This is a genomic window from Pseudomonas sp. LBUM1663, from assembly GCF_059695905.1.
Map to the genome: position 1 here is coordinate 2,677,169 of NZ_CP166792.1, position 14,710 is coordinate 2,691,878.

At 51.6% G+C, this 14,710-nt stretch carries 13 protein-coding genes and 3 pseudogenes; 2 read left to right on the forward strand and 14 right to left on the reverse strand.

Going from position 1 to position 14,710, the window contains the following annotated elements; translation table 11 throughout:
- The first annotated feature begins 159 nt into the window (after positions 1 to 159).
- Positions 160 to 981, forward strand: coding sequence for a VanW family protein (locus ACA075_RS12215; RefSeq protein ID WP_497299242.1), 822 nt, complete (start codon positions 160 to 162; stop codon positions 979 to 981).
- Positions 982 to 1,026: 45 nt separating this feature from the next.
- On the opposite strand, the gene ACA075_RS12220 is transcribed toward ACA075_RS12215, so the two are convergent.
- The 10 genes and pseudogenes from ACA075_RS12220 to ACA075_RS12265 all read right to left on the reverse strand — a co-directional run.
- Complete coding sequence (locus ACA075_RS12220) at positions 1,027 to 1,692, reverse strand: hypothetical protein (RefSeq protein WP_497298691.1); 666 nt, start codon at positions 1,690 to 1,692, stop codon at positions 1,027 to 1,029.
- Positions 1,693 to 1,866: 174 nt separating this feature from the next.
- Positions 1,867 to 2,364 carry a hypothetical protein gene (locus tag ACA075_RS12225; protein WP_497298692.1) on the reverse strand — a complete coding sequence of 166 codons (498 nt, stop codon included), beginning with the start codon at positions 2,362 to 2,364 and terminating at the stop codon, positions 1,867 to 1,869.
- Positions 2,361 to 2,738, reverse strand: a complete 378-nt coding sequence (locus ACA075_RS12230) for a hypothetical protein (RefSeq protein WP_497298693.1) — start codon at positions 2,736 to 2,738, stop codon at positions 2,361 to 2,363. The genes ACA075_RS12225 and ACA075_RS12230 overlap by 4 nt, the downstream gene beginning before the upstream one ends.
- Positions 2,739 to 3,079: 341 nt before the next feature.
- Positions 3,080 to 3,550, reverse strand: coding sequence for a hypothetical protein (locus tag ACA075_RS12235; protein ID WP_497298694.1), 471 nt, complete (start codon positions 3,548 to 3,550; stop codon positions 3,080 to 3,082).
- Between the two features lie 80 nt (positions 3,551 to 3,630).
- A complete protein-coding gene (locus ACA075_RS12240) occupies positions 3,631 to 4,242 on the reverse strand; it encodes a hypothetical protein (RefSeq protein WP_497298695.1) in 612 nt (203 codons plus the stop codon).
- Positions 4,243 to 4,267: 25 nt separating this feature from the next.
- Complete coding sequence (locus ACA075_RS12245) at positions 4,268 to 4,738, reverse strand: hypothetical protein (protein ID WP_497298696.1); 471 nt, start codon at positions 4,736 to 4,738, stop codon at positions 4,268 to 4,270.
- The gene (locus ACA075_RS12250; RefSeq protein WP_497298698.1) at positions 4,735 to 4,902 is read right to left on the reverse strand and encodes a hypothetical protein; all 168 of its coding nucleotides are present in this window, start codon (positions 4,900 to 4,902) and stop codon (positions 4,735 to 4,737) included. The genes ACA075_RS12245 and ACA075_RS12250 overlap by 4 nt, the downstream gene beginning before the upstream one ends.
- 180 nt (positions 4,903 to 5,082) lie before the next feature.
- Complete coding sequence (locus tag ACA075_RS12255) at positions 5,083 to 5,346, reverse strand: hypothetical protein (protein ID WP_497298699.1); 264 nt, start codon at positions 5,344 to 5,346, stop codon at positions 5,083 to 5,085.
- A gap of 8 nt (positions 5,347 to 5,354) precedes the next feature.
- A pseudogene (locus ACA075_RS12260) lies at positions 5,355 to 7,565 on the reverse strand (RHS repeat-associated core domain-containing protein); the annotation flags it as partial.
- A 3-nt stretch (positions 7,566 to 7,568) separates the two neighbouring features.
- Positions 7,569 to 7,765 (reverse strand): annotated as a pseudogene (locus ACA075_RS12265) (contractile injection system protein, VgrG/Pvc8 family); the annotation flags it as partial.
- A gap of 98 nt (positions 7,766 to 7,863) precedes the next feature.
- On the opposite strand from ACA075_RS12265, the gene ACA075_RS12270 reads away from it, so the two are divergent.
- Positions 7,864 to 8,856: a formylglycine-generating enzyme family protein gene (locus ACA075_RS12270; RefSeq protein ID WP_257605396.1), complete on the forward strand. Its 993-nt coding sequence runs from the start codon at positions 7,864 to 7,866 to the stop codon at positions 8,854 to 8,856.
- Positions 8,857 to 8,905: 49 nt separating this feature from the next.
- Here ACA075_RS12270 and ACA075_RS12275 read toward each other — a convergent pair whose 3' ends face one another.
- The 4 genes and pseudogenes from ACA075_RS12275 to ACA075_RS12290 form a co-directional block, all read right to left on the reverse strand.
- Positions 8,906 to 11,413 (reverse strand): LysM peptidoglycan-binding domain-containing protein, encoded by a 2,508-nt coding sequence (locus ACA075_RS12275; protein ID WP_219097518.1) that lies wholly within the window; start codon positions 11,411 to 11,413, stop codon positions 8,906 to 8,908.
- Positions 11,414 to 11,432: 19 nt separating this feature from the next.
- A complete protein-coding gene (locus tag ACA075_RS12280; RefSeq protein ID WP_219097519.1) occupies positions 11,433 to 12,266 on the reverse strand; it encodes a DUF4123 domain-containing protein in 834 nt (277 codons plus the stop codon).
- Positions 12,263 to 14,338, reverse strand: coding sequence for a type VI secretion system Vgr family protein (locus ACA075_RS12285; RefSeq protein ID WP_497298700.1), 2,076 nt, complete (start codon positions 14,336 to 14,338; stop codon positions 12,263 to 12,265). Before ACA075_RS12285 ends, ACA075_RS12280 begins: the two co-directional genes overlap by 4 nt.
- A 131-nt stretch (positions 14,339 to 14,469) precedes the next feature.
- A pseudogene (locus ACA075_RS12290) lies at positions 14,470 to 14,643 on the reverse strand (Hcp family type VI secretion system effector); the annotation flags it as partial.
- Positions 14,644 to 14,710 lie beyond the last annotated feature (67 nt).

Genomic DNA, 14,710 nt, shown 5'->3' on the forward strand with positions numbered 1-14,710 from the left:
CGTTCGCCCAGTGGCAAGGCTCTTTACCAGTGCATGGATTGCCGAGGCCATTACACTGGGCGAACACCTTCTTGAGGGGCGATACGCACCTGCAGCAATACGTTAAGATGCGCGGCATTCAGATCAAGGATGAAAACGGCCTCTGCCGTTCTGACACGGATGAAACCACTCTCCCTTTATCACCCAGCCCTCTACTGGCTGCGCGTGTGGCAAAAAAGACTGTTTCGGCAAATAGCCTGGCGCTTCTCCAGTCGGCAATACGCCGTTTCGATCAACGCGGAATCCCGCTTACCCTTTCGCTACCTCAAACACACCTCCAAGCTGATTCGTAAACTCGGCAACTCCGATATTGCGCTGCAACACAACAAAGTCATCAACCTCAAACTGGCCGTGTCATCGATAGACGGAATCGTCATTGCGCCGGGTGAGCACTTTTCCTTCTGCCGCCTGGTGGGCCGACCGACCCGCAAACGCGGTTACGTCGAAGGCATGGAGCTGTCATTTGGTGAAGCCCGCAGCGGCATCGGCGGCGGCATCTGCCAACTGAGCAACCTCATCCACTGGATGGCCATTCACTCGCCGCTGGTGGTGGTTGAACGCTCGAACCACAGCTTCGATCCGTTTCCTGATGAAGGACGGGTGCTGCCGTTCGGTTCAGGGGCGGCGATTTTTTATAACTACGTTGATCTGGTATTGCATAACCCGACGGATCGGCATTTTCAATTGAAGTTGAAGGTTGGTGAGCAGCAGTTGGAGGGGGAATTGTTGTGTGATCGGGTGCGGGAGTTTCGGTATCACGTTTACCAGGTCGGGCATCGGTTTTTGCGCGAGGGGGGTAGGGTGTTTCGGGAGAATGAGATTTGGCGGGAGGTTAGGAGTAAGGGGCAGGGGAGTGAGGTGTTGGGGAATGAGCGGCTTTATAGAAATCGGGTGGTTGTTAAGTATGAGATTGAGGAAAGTTTGTTGGCGGTGAATGTATAAAAAAACGGGCGATCGTAAGATCGCCCGTATTTTTTGTTATTCTGCTTAGTCGCATTGAGTAAAAATGTATACATTGTCGTCGAATGCCCTTGAGCATTGACCGAAAAAATACACTTCATTTTGATTGAAGAAGAAATAATTTCTTTCTTCTCTGTCTGTTTCGCCACCCCATACATCCATATCTTTTTGTGGTGGGGCTGTGTCGGTAATGGCAAAGGTCTGCTCCGATCTTACTTGGAACAGGAAGTCGAAACCTTCACCTTCGTAACTGGATGGGGCCTCGTCCTCAAGGATCCATTCAGGAGATAGCCCGGTCCAACCAAAAATTTCGCCATGAGCTTTGGTTGAAAATTCCAGATGTTGGAGTTTTATGTTGGAGCTTATAGTTGGCACTTTTTGAGCGGTTTCTGTTTTGAATAGATATGTTTTGAAAAGCTTTTGATACGATTTTAAAAAGCCGATTGGAATAGTTGCATCTTTCAGCCCTGTCTCGAGTATTTCAGGTATCAAAAGATTTTCATCGAATTCACCTGTGGCGCAGAAAAAGCTTAGCGTGTAGCCGCTGAGTTTGTGCGCGGCAGGGAATTCAATGGTGAAGAAAAAAGTCAGTGGAACATCGTTATGGCTTGTAGGTGGATTTACTCCAGGCGGAAGTACAGGGTTGCCACCAATGTACGAATTTGTTTTTTGCTCTGTTTTGATTATGAACATGATAGCCGTCCTTTTATTTTCAAGCTCTCTGATTGGTTGTGTTGTCTGAGTTCTTGATAGCTGATTGGAGAGGCTATCGATGGAGAGCTGGGAGTGCTAGTTCATGGAAGACGATAGAGGTTGCAGGAAATTTCTGAAGCACGGGTCTGTAATGGTTGAGCCAGTGCTTACGGATCAATTTCTGAAGTAAAGCTCGTCCAGTTGCCGTCTCCGAATCCGCAGATATTCCTCCCATACCTTAGGGAAATCTTCATCTTTAGTGAGGGGGAAGGTCAGATAAATATATTTGCCTGTCACGCTAATATATTCGCGTGCACGTTTGAAGGCAGGTTGTTCGTACATCGAGATGCTTTCATCGTATCCGTCATGGCTGTGGGAGATGCTTATCCTGTGCGGAGCGATCATACCTCGCGCAAAATCAATCACCCAACCTTGATCCAGCCCGGTGCTCAAATAGCCGTAAACGCCATCATTTGATAGTCGAATACATGTTTTTGCCTGCGCACCGTCGTCATCGTTCACCACAATGATTTTGTCTCTGAAGTACTGGATGCTTCGCTGATCCGGTCCTTGCAGAACCAAATTCCAGCCTTCAGCTGACATGCGAAATTCACCTTGATTTTCGAATTCTGCAATCCATCCGTTTGAAAGACTGATCTGGTGCTTATTCACGAGAGATCCTGCTTGTTTGATTGATTGATAGGTTGGCGTTCTGCGAGTGGCGACTCTCTCAATTTTTCTGCTTTGTCGGGATCTTGTCGTTTTGTGGGGCACAGACAGTCAGAGAGCCAAGTCAGACATTGGGCTACCTTATCGACATCGTCCATCCAGGCCGACTCTTTCTTATCCAGTTCTGTAAGTGTTCCCACCGTACTAACGTGATAGAACATCATCCAACCATCGCGTCCTTCATTGACGATCAGGTAGGTTGCTCCATGGTATTCGACAGTCAACGACCAACAGCCGAAAAATGCGCGCTGGTCCGAGATCTCGATGACGGAGAACCCGGCACTCTTAACCGCATTTTGCAGATCCGCAAAAGGCATCGGTAGACTCCTGTCATGTGTGAAACCATTTGAGACCCGGATTATGGATCTTTTTTTGAGTTTTTCAGGGCTATGTAGCCTTTCCACGATCTATGCCGGGCTCAAAGATGAGCAGGTAATCGACTTCCCGGTTCCTACAGAGCTTAACAAATTCTAAAGCTGCAGTTGGATCAGACTTGTAGAGTTCATAAGCAACTCCATCTATCTGATAGTACTCTTCGTAATCCACCAGACGACTGCTGACGGGTATCGAAACATAGGGTTTTCAAGTTTCCAGTTCTATACCAATAGAGAAGCGCTCGGTAATGCTTGTTAGCGTGTCATAGAATTTCATTTTTTCTCTAAAGGTTCGTGATATCGCTAGGGCCGCCATCACTAATAAGCTTTGACAGTCGCCGGTTGTAAAGCTCAATGTCCTGCGCGTTCGTCGTTTTATTTATTTCTTGATGCAGAAATTCCATGCTTTTAGATATTATCTGCTTTTCATTGCTAGACATATCGAGGATTAGGTCAAACCTATTTTCAGATAAGACTGGTGCCTTTTTTCGCATATAGTAATAGCACCCTATATTTTCGAGAAGGTCGTTTGCGTCCTCTAGACTGTTTTTTACGGTAATTACGTATTTTTGAAACGCGCTATTTAGAATAGATACGGGATTTTTTTGTGTCTCGAGAAAGCTGCAAAGCCCTTGCCAGTTGATGATGTGTAGTTGATTACCCCAGTCGGGATCTCTTGTTAAATAGATGCCGGATCCTCTGAAATAGTCTGGGATTTCATCTCTGTTTAATGCTTTTTCAAAGTTGCTGATCATTGAAGATGTTCCCACTCATAAAAATTGGCTTCGGTTAAAGAGGGGGCTGATTTTAAAAAAGGAGGGAAAATTTCTGTCATTTAAAGATTTTCAAGATCAATGGAGCAGCCGTTGCTTTTTAGTTTTTGAAGTCGTTGATCGAACGAAAGCATTTGTAGATCTTTGGTTTTTATATCGTGCTCTTTTCTTAAAAGTCTAAATAGGCGGCCTATATTTTCTTTGCTTTTGTTGTCGAGACTCTTGATCAGGTCGTAGTTGTCGACGGATAGAAATGGGAATTTTTGTCTTGTTATGCAATATGCTGTTATGTTTGAAAGTAGACCTTCAGCGTCTTCGTAATTTTCATTGAGGTATCTCGCGTACTCTTCAAATATAGTCGACAATAAGCTCTGCGCAGCTTTCTGGGTTTCAAGTACGCCGCACATTTCTGCCCAGTTGCTTACATATAGATGATCACCCCAGTCGGATCCTCTAGCAAAGTAGATACCATTTCCTTTAAAGAATTCGGAGATCTCATGTTGATCTAAGGCAGTTTCGAACGTGGTTTGCATTGGGATTGTTTTCCGCCCGTCTAAGTTTTTCAACAACGTCCCCACCCGCCTGTCATGGGTAATACGCTCTGATCCAATTAAAGCTATTTCTTTTGGTTCGAGTTTGGTTGCTCCCCAAAAAAAATAGCAGATGGCCTCCAATTTCCCTCGCTTGCTGCTTTACGTTCTACAGTTTTTCTAAGTCAACTTTACAGCCGTTTGTTTTGATTTCAGACAGGAATTGATCGAGACTTATCACGGGTTTGCCTGCGTTTTTCTTGGCGTACTCACTACGAAGTATTCTAAATAGATCTCCGATTATTTTTTTGTTTGGTTCGTTAAGGTTCGATACCAAATCAAAACCATCGGCGGACATGAAAGGTGTGTCCTTTTGCATTGAGTAGTAGCAACTGATGTTTAGTAGTAAGGAGTCCGCATCTTCATAGGTGTTTTTCAGCGATATTAAGTATTTACTGAATGCTTCAAGCAGTATTTCATTTGGGTTGTCTTTCAGTTTAAGGTACCCGCAGAGCCCCTGCCAGTTGTTGATGTAGAGGTGGTCTCCCCAGTCAGGATCTCGGGAAAAATATTGTCCTTGACCTTTGAAGAATTCTGCCGGCTCGTTGTTTTCCAGCGCGATCTGAAATTTAGTTTTCATTGGAGTTTCTCCCAGTCCTCAAATTGGCTTAGTAATTCATCAACATTTTTGTTGTGTTGGATTTTTTCAGAGCCTATCAGGGCTGCCTCTTTAGTCCCGCTTTTCGTTGCTCCACCGGGGACCCATTCTTTTGGATAGGCACCACTTTCTTTGCCATTCGGCATTTCGAACTTGAATCGCGCATCTCCAACCAACCAAAAGGGGACAGATTTATTTTCGTGATTGCGTAGAAAATAAATCTGTCCCCTATTTTCCTTTTTTCGCTTTTTTTGGAAGATTATTGGAGGGTGTCTTCTCCCTTTTGGAATTCCAAAAGAGGAAAAAATGTCTTTCCATTTTCTGCTCTAAGTTGCGACTCCACGATCTATTCCAGGTTTGATTATCAATAAATAGTCTACTTCTCGGTTTCGGCAGCGTTCGACAAATGCTAGTGCTGAAGCTGGATTTTTTATATATGTGTCAAAAGTGCTCTTATCAATTTCGAAATACTCTTCATAGTCAACCATTCGGTTGCTTACTGGTATCGAAACATAGAATTTTCCTGATTCTTCTTCAATTCCTATAGAGAACCGTTCGTTTTTGCTGAAAAAAATATCATTGAATTTCATTGTTTTGCCTATAAGTCCAGCGGTGATACTTCTAGTTTTGGAGGATGAATACCTCCAACATCAATTACTGCCTCGCTATTTCCGTTTGGCAGTTTACCACCAGGAATCCAAAACTCATTGGCACCCGCCTCATTTCCTGACGGAACTCTTAAGTTAAGCTCTCTAGGGTTGGTGATGTCAATTCGAACTAGCTTATTGCTTTCTAGAAAGCCTGGTGATAGTCCAAGTGAGTTTTCTAATGCTGACGCATTCCCTTTAGTAGAGGTCAGTAATTTATCCGCCTCCGTCTTAGGCATGATGAAAGACGTACCATCACGCTGACCGATACCATATTTGTCTAGATTCGATTGAGTCATAAATCTGGTAGCGCCGCTGTCAAACTGAGCCACGTGATTGGATATGTACTCCGACGAAAGATACTCGCTTGGATTTGGTCGAGACCCTTTCGGAATCGCAGTAATTTCCTCAATTTGTGACTGTGTCAGCGTAGGGGAGGCATCCGGACAGTCCCCCTTTACACACATCAACCCCAACGGATCCACCCACCCCGTAGGGTTAGGCACGTACTGGTAGTTATTCAACCCCCCAGCCAGCTTGATCGGATCCGGCGTCAGATACCGTCCAGTGCCCGGATTGTAGTAGCGATGCCGGTTGTAATGTAAGCCTGTTTCCCCATCGAAGTACTGACCTTGGAAGCGCAGCGGGTTGTCGATTTCAGCAATGTCGAGGGTGGCGAGGTTGCCGTAGGCGCGGTATTTCGCCGACCACATGATCTGGCCGCTGTAGTCGGTGAGTTCCTGCGGGGTGCCGAGGTGGTCGAGTTGGTAGTAGAACGGCTCGGCTTTGAGCGGGCCTTCGCCATCGAGCATGGCCAATGGGCGGAAGGTGCCCGGTTCGTAGATGTAGCTGCGATAGCGGTTGTCGGCGCTCTCGGCGATGAGGCGTTCGCCTTGCCACAGGAATTGCGTGGTGTGGCCATCGACGGTTTTGGAGATGCGGCGGCCAAAGGCGTCGTATTTGTAGGTTGCATTGCTGCCGCCGGGGAGGCTGACGCCGATCAGGCGGTGCTGGCAGTCGTAACGGTATTCGGTGACGAGTTTCTGGCCGGCTCCTCGACGTTCGCGCGCCAGGTTGCCGTAGGCGTCGTAATCGTAGTGGCGGTCGCCCTGCATGAGCAGGCGGTTGCCTTTGACGTTGGCCAGGTTTGCGGTTGGCTGGTCGCCCTGGCCCAGGAGGTTGCCCGCCGGGTCGTGGGCAAAGCTTTCCGGGGTGGTGCCGCGGACGTTGATCAGTCGGTCGAGCGGGTCGTAGTGGTAGCTGCGATTGCCTTTGCGGCTGTCGTCGATGCCCGCAAGGTTGCCATTGGCATCGTAGGCGTAGCGCCGCTGGAACAGGTTGCGATCTTGCTGACCCACCGTGTGGGCTTGCAGTCGGCCTTGTTCGTCGTACTGGTATTGACTGAGCAGCAGGCCTTGTTGACGTTGCTGCTCGCGGCCGGCGCTGAACTGGTGAGTGGTCAGGCGCGAGCCGTTGAGGTCGATGCTGCTCAGGCGACCGCCGGATTGGTGGCGGTAGTCGAGTTTGCTGCCGTCGGGGAGGCGGCAGTGGCTCAGTTGGCCGAGTTTGTCGTACTCGTAACGCGTGGTGCCCCAGCCTTGGTGTTCGGTGATCAGTCGGTCTTGCAGATCGTATTCGTAGGCGAGAGGCCAGTGGCCGTCGTCGACGTTAACCAGGCGACCCAATGCATCGTAGCTGTAGTGAATTTCTTCGCCATCGGCCAGGGTTTTTACCAGCAGGCGGCCCGCGGCGTCGCGCTGGTACTCGGTAATCAGTTCGCTACCGTCGTCGCCAAATTCGGTTTTCTTCAGCAGTTGGCCGTTGAGGTCGTACTCGTAAGCGGTGCGGCGACCGTCGAAGCCGGTTTCCTGCTGGATCAGGCCGTTGGGGTAGTAATCGAGATGGTAGTGCTCGCCACGTTCGTTTTCGATCTCGCTGAGCAACAGGCGCGAGTTGTCGTAGTGGTAACGCAGTTGGCTGCCGTCCGGGTTGATGCGACGGCTGACCAGATGCAGGTTATCCGCATACTCGTAGCGGGTGACGCGGCCCAGTTCATCGCGTTCGGCGGTGACTTTGCCGTAAGCGTTATAGGTGAACGCACGGGTTGCACCGCCGGGCAGAGTGATTTGCGCGAGGCGGTTCGCGGCGTCCCATTGATAGTGGAGGCCTCCTTGGAGGACGTCGGTCAGCAGCCACAGTTCGTTCCACTTGATTTTCGTGTGTTGGGTCAGGGCTCGGAAGTAGCCACTGACCAGCAACGGCTGATCGCTTTACCTTCGACCAGTTGGAAGTCACTGCGGTGACGATCCAGGTTGCGCTTCGCTAAATATTTGCCGCGCTCGCGGTCGATGAAACGTCCTGGTAATTACCGACATTTTGAAAGGCTTTGTGTGGGACTTTGTTGTAAGGGCAGGGGATGTTAATGTTCGGCCTTTGTCGCATTTTATAAGGATATTTCCAGTGCTACGTCAGCTCGTACTTGCCCTGCCAGCCATGATGTTTTTAGTCGGTTGCGAGGCGGAATCCGGTCCTTTGCCAAATAGCAAGAGTCTTGCGCCAGAGAAAGTATCCGCCATCGCTGCCACCATTGCGAAGACGTACCCTGATCTATCCAGCGAACTGCGCGGCAAGGTACTCAACACCGTCGTGCAGTCCATCGACAATATGGTGTTTGTCGAGGGTGGTCAGTTTGATATGGGAGACTTCGGTTGGATTTGTGAGTACGACGAAAAGGATGTGTGTACTTGGCCTTGTGGGCAAGATCCTGAGCAGATGTGCAATATCAGCCCAGATGGTAACGACGACTTTGTTCATCCGGTAAAACTAAGTAGCTATTATCTATCGAAGTTTCAAACTAACTTAGGTGATTTTGACCTGTTTTTTACCGCGCAGGGTAAGCCGGTGTTTGATATAAAATTCCGAGACAGAGCAGATCTACAAAATATGTATACGCCGAATTTACCGGCTCCTACAAAAAGCTGGCAGGAGGCCAAGGATTACTGTCAATGGGTTGGCCAATTGAGCGGTTATCCAATAGACTTGCCCACAGAAGCACAATGGGAGTATGCCGCCCGCAACCGTGGCGAGCATGTGCTGTTTCCTACAGATACCGGTAGTCTAGACTATGGGAAAAACTTTCCAGTAGAAGGCGGAGGCGAGACGTTTGCTGTTAACAGATTCACCCCAAATCCTTTAGGTATATACAATTTGTCAGGTAATGCTACTGACTGGGTTAATGACTGGTACGGTAAAGATTATTATCAAAACTCACCTCTAGAGAATCCGCAAGGACCTGCGACGGGAACAGAGAAAGTAAAGCGTGGCTCGAATTATCCAGAGGCCCCTTTATTTGCTGCTCCTATCGTACGGCGTTGGCCAGATAAACCTATCCAAAAAGCGTACTATCCAGGCACTGGTTTTCGCTGCGCTATTCAGTCAGGTAAACCGCTATAGCTAGATAAATAATAAGGGCGCCAGTGGCGCCCTTATTTAAATTGTAGAATCAAGCCAAGCCGTCAAACAGATTACTGCGTCGTGCGGCGACTAATACATCTTCTTTGCGCCATGATGGACCCGGCGTCCACGCCAGCATGCCACCTGAACGCGATGAAGTATTGTCGTTGACCGCTAAGCTTCCGATAAACTTATTGAATTCGCGTTGTTCTTGTCCATCTAATAGGGCATTGATACGACTCAGGCTATCCATGGCTAGGACTTTTTCACCACCCTTCGAGCAGTGTTCTAATACTTCGAAGAAGTGCCGCCAGCTGTGCAAATGAGACAGCAATAGTACGACTGCCTTTTGCTGGTCTTCAGCCCAGCTTTCAACAAAGCTTTCGGTTAGTAGATATACCATCGGTCCAATGGTTTCTGGTGGCAGCATCTTGAGCGGGATTTTTTTGTCATTCACGTTAATGGCTTGGTTTCTGAGCAGATACCTCGCCAAATTTTGTGCTTCCTGTTTAGTAGCCTCACGTTGTTTCCACCAAAGGCCCATGCTACGGGATCCATCCTCAAATGCCTTGCCCGCTGCTTGCCCTGGATTAGTTGCAATTTGGAATAGACCCCTGGCCATGTAATTGAAAGCATCCTGAGTCACCGCAAGCTGGTAGTGAAAATCCGCTTTCGACAATGCACTGCAAAACACATATGCCAGGTTACCGACCTGCTCTAAATCGACCGCCGTTCCAAAACCACCACCGGCCCCTGGACCAAATACCAGGCTGGCCTTGCAGTTAATTTCCAAGCGATCACTTCGAATGATAATGCTGAAATCAAAACCTGCTCCAACGCCAAGCGCCACATTGCCTTCAGCCTTGACCTCAACCAGACTCGCCCAGTCTGTACTGCCACTATCATTCGCCTGGCCCGCGACAATTTTGCCGCCCCCTTGCTTGGCTGGATCAAGCCACTTCAACGTTCCGGTCACTGTGCCGCCACCTTGTACACCGGCGAAGGCGTTGCCCTTCAAACCTACGCTGCCTCCGCGCTTTTTATCCACCGCAATGCTCGGCGTGCTGAGCAACGCTGTAGCCCCCGACGCCTCAACTTCTTTGGGTTTATATTGCGCTTTGACGCCAGCCTGGCCTTGGGCTGTCGCCCCGGCGAAGCACGACAATTCGACCTTGCCGTCAAGGCGGAAAATGCCGATGTCACTCACCACTTCTTTGCCCTCGGCATTGCGGTAAGGCATCCGCACCACGTAACCGCCCTGATCGGGGAAGAAGCTCTTGAGCGCAACAGAGCCTTCCGCCAGCGAGATCGCTGCACTGCCTTTCACGCCCACTTCGATGTTGCCTTTGCCGGGCTCCCAGCTGTTGATGCCGGCGCTGGCGGTGGCGGCGAAACGGAAGGCGTGGGCTTCGGCAGAGACGGCGTATTTCGTCGAGTCTGCCTGGTTGGAAGTCCAGGAGCATTCTTTATGCAGGGCATTAAGCAGATTGTCGTCTTTGCTCGTCCAGCTCGTAAACTTGGCTTCCAGACTACCAAGGGGGCTGGTTTTTCGGCTTTCATTGACGGCGGACTTGATGTCCTTGAACAGCTCTTTAGCCAGGTTTTTATCGAGTGGCTTGCCCTGCATTACCTTCGTGCTGACCTTCACTTTCCAGTCAAGTTGTTCCCGGTAACTCATCGGTATGTAGTGCCGGCGGCTTGGGTCGCTGAACGAGATGACTTCGATAACGGTAATGCCAGTTTTTACTTGTCGACCTTTTTGGCTTTCGGTGGCTTTTCCCTTGCCATGCTTGATGTCCGGCGCAGCGCTGTTGGCGCTGGTGGAACTGTCGCCGGCTTCGGCCTTTCCTTGCGCTGCGATCTTGGTTCGCAGTGATTCAATCTCGGCGTTCAATTCGAGTACTTTTTTGGCTTGCAGCTGTTTCCAGTTGCTCTCCAGGTAGTTGCCCCCAAGCGAAACTTTTGGCGTATAACGCTGATACCAATCACGTGCCTGCTGCACTGTTGCCAACTGACCTTGCAAGTCTTCTTTGCGCGTAACCGCCTTTGTGGTCGCTTTTTCCGGCGGTGGCTCTGATCGCTGCACCAACCCGGCATCTTCAGCCTTGGCGTTCCAGGCGTCTTTGACACATCGCGAGCAGGCGCAACTGGTCTGAGGATTTGATGCCTTGGTACATTTGCTCGCTTGGGTGGCCTTGGCCAGGTTCTGGTGCAGCTCGTCCATAAGGTTCTTGACGAGGTCAGTCTGCGTTTTGAGTGCTTTTGACTCTTTTTCCGTCAGAACATAAAAAGTGTCTTCACCGGTGATATGCACCACGTCCACCAGTTCGTCCTTGCATTGAGCTTCGCCCTTGACACTGGTGGTGCTCTGGTTGTCCGCATGCTTGGGTGGCGGCAACACTTTAGTGGCTGGTAACTGCAGCACCCAACCGGCTTTGATGTGGTTGGGGTCGGTAATAATGGGGTTAAGTGCCCGTAGATCCGCCACAGAGCATTTGTTTGCGCTAGCAATGTTGCCGAGGATATCGCCGCTTTTGACGGTATAGGTGTTGCTCATTGCTCATCGTCCTTGTGATTCAGAGGCTTTCCAGCTGAGTCAATTTTTCACCCAGCGCCACGTCGTTACGAGCCAGAAGTTCTGCATCCGGGGCAGTCGCCCAAAAGGAATCTCCACGGCTTATGGCGAGGCGTAGCCAGCGCTCCTGATCTGCCATTTGTTGGTAGCCCGCTTGTTGTCCGGCAAGCAATTGACGATGTACAAACTCGACAGTGTCTTGGGCAGGCAACACTTCGCGATAGTCTTCGGCAAAGCGTGCTGCAATGACCTTCAATCGACCTTGCTCAATCGACTCTTCGCGCTCCGGACTCAGGTACAGCCAAGCGGGCGGTTGCAGTGCGGCCGCTAGGCTCTGGGCCGCCCTGGCGTAGTACCGCCAGCCCATTTCGTTACGCCAGGCCATGGCGGTGAATGGCCCAATAAACTGGTTGCGCTCAGTTTCATTAAGGCTGCGCAGCAAGGGCTCTAACCATCGCGGATCGAAAAACCGCATCATCTGTTGCGGCGCGTCGTCGGTGCGCACAGTGAGCAGGCTTCGCCAATGTTCAACCCCGTTGTCCAAGTCTTGCTCGTTGCTCAGCCAGGCCACACAGCCGGCATCGGACTGCTCCAGCAGGGCACTGGCATACGCCGTTGATTCGCCTTTTGCAGGGCACACGACAACGTAAGGTCCAGCCGGTTGAAGTTCGGCATATGGCGTATTGAGGAACAGTGGAATACACCGAGGGCGAGATTGTTCGTCACCCTGAAACAGACGCGCCAGCAAATCCGCATCAAAGCTGCCATCCAGAATCAAGCACATCGTGCCCGGTGACGAGGGTCGTTCGAACGGCGAAGGAATAGACTCCATCATGCTGATTTCCCCGGCTGGTGAATGGGGCAATGGCCGGAAGCATCGAGGTGGCATGAAGGGGTAGGTAGTAGCACCCCCGTTTTTGCTTGCGCTTTATACGAAGCAAGGGAAGGGGCAACGACTTGCCCAGCCTTATCCGCATCCGCCTGCTTCAACACCCCCGGCAACAACGGCGCAGCCCCCGTCCCGCTTCCCGGCCCACCCCCGGAGTTCATGTTGATCACCGGCCCGCTCATGGTCACGCCGCCGGCATCGATCTTGATAAAGCTGCCACCGCCGATCAGTGTCAGTTCACTGCCCGCTTCAAGCACGACTTTCATGCCGCTGCTCAGGTGAATCTCCTGGCCGGCGTCGATGAATTGCCCGGTGCCGATCTTGATGTGCTGGTTCACGCCCACGGTCAGGTGGTCGTTCGCCCGGGCCTCGACTTTGCGGTCGGCGTAGACGGTGTGGTGTTCTTCGGCCTTGAATTCGCTGTAGCTGTTTTGCTCGACGGTGTCGTGGCGTTCGTTGCCGACGCGGATTTTCTGGTCGTGCTCGACGTTTTCGTCCCAGTCGCGCTGGGCGTGCAGGAAGATTTGTTCCTGGCCTTTCTTGTCTTCGATGCGCAGTTCGTTGAAGCCGCCACCGCCCTTGGAGCTGAGGGTTTTGAAGGTGCTGCGGGTTTTGTTCGCCGGCAGCGGGTACGGGACGACGTTTTCCTTGTGGTACAGGCAGCCGCTGATCAGCGGTTGGTCGGGGTCACCTTCGAGGAAGGTGACGAGCACTTCCATGCCGATCCGCGGGATGGCGATGCCGCCGTAGTGGGCGCCGGCCCAGGCGGAGGAGACGCGCAGCCAGCAGCTGGTCTTGTCGTCGGCTTGGCCTTCGCGGTCCCAGTGGAATTGCACTTTGACGCGGCCGTACTGGTCGCAGTGGATCTCTTCGCCTTTGGGCCCGGTGACCACGGCGCTTTGGCTGCCGAGGATGCGCGGCTTCTTTTGCGTCAGCGGCGGGCGGTTTGGCACGTCCCACGGGGTGGCCTGGAAGCGGTTGCGGTAACCCTGGTGGAAATCGCCCTTGAGGCTAGTGGTGTCGCTGGTTACCGACTCTTCCAGCACCTGCGGCTGTTTGCCTTCGTGCAGGACTTCAGTCAGCAGCCACAGGTCGTTCCATTTGGCTTTCGGGTGTTGGGTCAGGGCCAGGAAATGGCCGCTGACCAGCAACGGCTGATCGCTTTTGCCTTCGGCCAGTTGAAAGTCGCTGCGGTGACGTTCCAGGTTGCGCTTGGCCAGGTGTTTGCCGCGCTCGCGGTCGATGAAACGACCGGGGTAGTCGTAGTCTTCGAGGTCAGGCAGGGCGTCGCCGCGATTTTCGCTTTCGAGGGTAATGCGCGGTTTTTCGAAGTCGTAGTCGCGGCGGGTGGTGCGGCTGGTACGGGTTTCCAGGCGCAGGTCGAAGCGCTTGATCACCGGGTTGTTGGCGACCATGCCGGAGTCTTGCTGGTAGGCCACGGGGGCGAGTTTCGGGAACACCGTCTGGTCATCGCCGAACACCAGCTTGTGGGCCGTGGCGCTGTGCTGGAAGTGGTAGTGGATACCTTCTTCCTCGCACAGGCGCTGGATGAACTGCAGGTCCGATTCATCGTACTGAACGCAGTAAATGCGCTCGGGATAGATCGCCCCGACTTTGAATTCATAGGCATTGCTTTGGATGCCGTGCTCTTCGAGGACCATGCCGATGATTTTCGGCACGCTGAGGTTCTGGAAGATGCGTTGGTTGATGCGGTGCGCGAGGTAGGACAGTTGCGGGCGCAGGGTCACCGCATAGCGGGTCAGGCGTTTGCCGGAATCACCTTGGGCGGCGCGATAGATCTGGCCATGGATGCCGCTGCCGTCAGGCGAGAGCTGCAAAAAGGCCGGTTTGTGCAGCAGGGTCTCGAGGTCCAGGGACGGCTGTTCACTGACCAGCTCCACCTCAAACACAAAAGGCTGGCTGATGGCTTCCCGACCTTGCAGGGAAAAGACCTGAAAGTCGCTGGAAAGACCTTCGATGGTCAGGGCAAAGTGAGTTTGATTGGCCGGCGCGAACATCCCTTGTTCCTCGTGCAGTGCTGCGGCATGCGCTGACACCCGGAAACCGGGTCAACGGACGCGAAATTCTGGAAGGGCGGAAACAACATCGACCAGCAGAGCTGGCCGATGCTTGTGACGGTCGGCCTGACTTAGGCGACCGGCTGACGCCAGTCATCGGAACCCGAAGTACCGGATACTTCGTGGGTCCAGGTGATTTTGCGGTAAGTGAACTGTACTTCTTCCAGGTGGGTGAAGTGCGAGTTCGACGGATCCTGGCAGTTGTGCATGTAATCCTTGATGTCCACGATGATCGCGTTTTCCAGTTTTTTGTAAAAGTTCAGACTTGATCTAACGGTTATCGGGCCACCTGATTTTTGGCAGTTATATAGC

Excerpts from the sequence above, each read along its gene's own strand:
- ACA075_RS12215 (WP_497299242.1), top strand. The coding sequence starts at position 160 with ATGAAACCACTCTCCCTTTATCACCCAGCCCTCTACTGGCTGCGCGTG.
- ACA075_RS12220 (WP_497298691.1), bottom strand. The coding sequence starts at position 1,692 with ATGTTCATAATCAAAACAGAGCAAAAAACAAATTCGTACATTGGTGGC.
- ACA075_RS12230 (WP_497298693.1), bottom strand. The coding sequence starts at position 2,738 with ATGCCTTTTGCGGATCTGCAAAATGCGGTTAAGAGTGCCGGGTTCTCC.
- ACA075_RS12235 (WP_497298694.1), bottom strand. The coding sequence starts at position 3,550 with ATGATCAGCAACTTTGAAAAAGCATTAAACAGAGATGAAATCCCAGAC.
- ACA075_RS12245 (WP_497298696.1), bottom strand. The coding sequence starts at position 4,738 with ATGAAAACTAAATTTCAGATCGCGCTGGAAAACAACGAGCCGGCAGAA.
- ACA075_RS12250 (WP_497298698.1), bottom strand. The coding sequence starts at position 4,902 with ATGCCGAATGGCAAAGAAAGTGGTGCCTATCCAAAAGAATGGGTCCCC.
- ACA075_RS12255 (WP_497298699.1), bottom strand. The coding sequence starts at position 5,346 with ATGAAATTCAATGATATTTTTTTCAGCAAAAACGAACGGTTCTCTATA.
- ACA075_RS12275 (WP_219097518.1), bottom strand. The coding sequence starts at position 11,413 with ATGAGCAACACCTATACCGTCAAAAGCGGCGATATCCTCGGCAACATT.
- ACA075_RS12280 (WP_219097519.1), bottom strand. The coding sequence starts at position 12,266 with ATGATGGAGTCTATTCCTTCGCCGTTCGAACGACCCTCGTCACCGGGC.
- ACA075_RS12285 (WP_497298700.1), bottom strand. The coding sequence starts at position 14,338 with ATGTTCGCGCCGGCCAATCAAACTCACTTTGCCCTGACCATCGAAGGT.